The organism is Rhizobium sp. AC27/96 (genome assembly GCF_001692325.1).
GTDB lineage: Bacteria > Pseudomonadota > Alphaproteobacteria > Rhizobiales > Rhizobiaceae > Rhizobium.
This window is the reverse complement of record NZ_LXKN01000074.1, coordinates 1-1,317: the sequence shown is the minus strand read 5'-3', so window position 1 is coordinate 1,317 and position 1,317 is coordinate 1. Positions and strand designations below refer to the sequence as shown.

General features: G+C 57.9%; 1 protein-coding gene. It reads left to right on the top strand.

The features are described from left to right. Nucleotides 1–68: 68 nt before the first annotated feature. A protein-coding gene (locus A6U86_RS33450; RefSeq protein ID WP_141683868.1) for an IS3 family transposase occupies nucleotides 69–1,288 on the top strand; the annotation gives its coding sequence in 2 pieces (ribosomal slippage) (nucleotides 69–408 and nucleotides 408–1,288; 1,221 coding nt in all). The last annotated feature ends 29 nt before the right edge of the window (nucleotides 1,289–1,317 follow it).

The following is a 1,317-nucleotide window of genomic DNA, read 5'->3' as shown; positions in this document are numbered from 1 at the left end:
TGTAGTGGCCCCCTAAATCTCCGGACACGATCTCCCACTTGTTAAGTGTTAGGAGTAATGTGCCCATTATGACCAGTCACATACCTAAGATAGAAGTGCTGTCCGGCCCTGAGCGCCGCCGTCGCTGGTCGACAGCGGATAAGCTCTCGATAGTCCAGGAGACCTACGAGCCTGACGTCACGGTCAGCATCGTTGCTCGACGGCATGGCATTCAGCCGAACCAGTTGTTCGCCTGGCGTAAATTGGCGGCGCAAGGTGCGCTGACGGCGACGGCATCGCAGGAAGAGGTCGTCCCGGCATCCGAGTACAGAGCGCTTCAGAACCAAGTGAAAGAACTTCAGCGCCTCCTCGGCAAGAAGACGATGGAGGGCGAAATCCTCAAAGAGGCGCTTGAGATAGCATCAGGGTCAAAAAAACACCTGTTGCGCTCGCTGTCGTTTCCGAAGGACGGTTCGCGATGACGGCGGTGTGCGAGACCTTGGGTGTCGCCCGATCCAACATAGCGGACCGTGTGAGGCAACGTCCTTCCAGAGCCAGAGGGCGGCCGCCGCTCGCTGATCAGGAACTGATGGATGAGATCAAGACGATCATCGATGACATGCCGACCTACGGATATCGCCGGGTTCACGCGATCCTGCGCCGCAAAGCCCGCAGCGAAAACCGTCCATGGCCGAATGCCAAGCGCGTCTACCGGGTGATGAAGGTCCACGGCATGCTCCTTCAGCGCCACACCGGTGCGATCGACACGCGCCGTCACGATGGTCGTGTGTCTGTTGAGCAATCGAACCTGCGTTGGTGTTCAGATGGCTTCGAAATCGGCTGCGACAACAACGAGAAGGTGCGCGTTGCCTTCGCTCTCGATTGCTGTGATCGCGAGGCTATCGCCCATGTCGCGACAACCGAGGGCATCAAGAGCGAGGACGTCCAGGACCTTGTCATCACGGCTGTCGAGAACCGCTTTGGTCTCATCAACACCCTTCCAAAGCCAATCGAATGGCTGACGGACAACGGCTCCTGCTTCATTGCAAAGGACACCCGATCGCTGCTTTTGGATATCGGCATGGAGCCGTGTTCGACGCCCGTTCGCAGCCCCCAGTCCAACGGAATGGCCGAAGCTTTCGTCAAAACCTTCAAGCGCGATTACGTCTCGGTCAACCCCTTGCCGGACGCCGTGACCGTCATCGCGCAACTGCCCTCATGGTTCGAACACTACAACACCCTTCACCCGCATAAGGCATTGGGGTATTGCTCGCCTCGTGAGTTCTTGAACCGTCAAACCGAAACCTGATCCTGTCCGGTTTTTAAGGGGCAACTCCA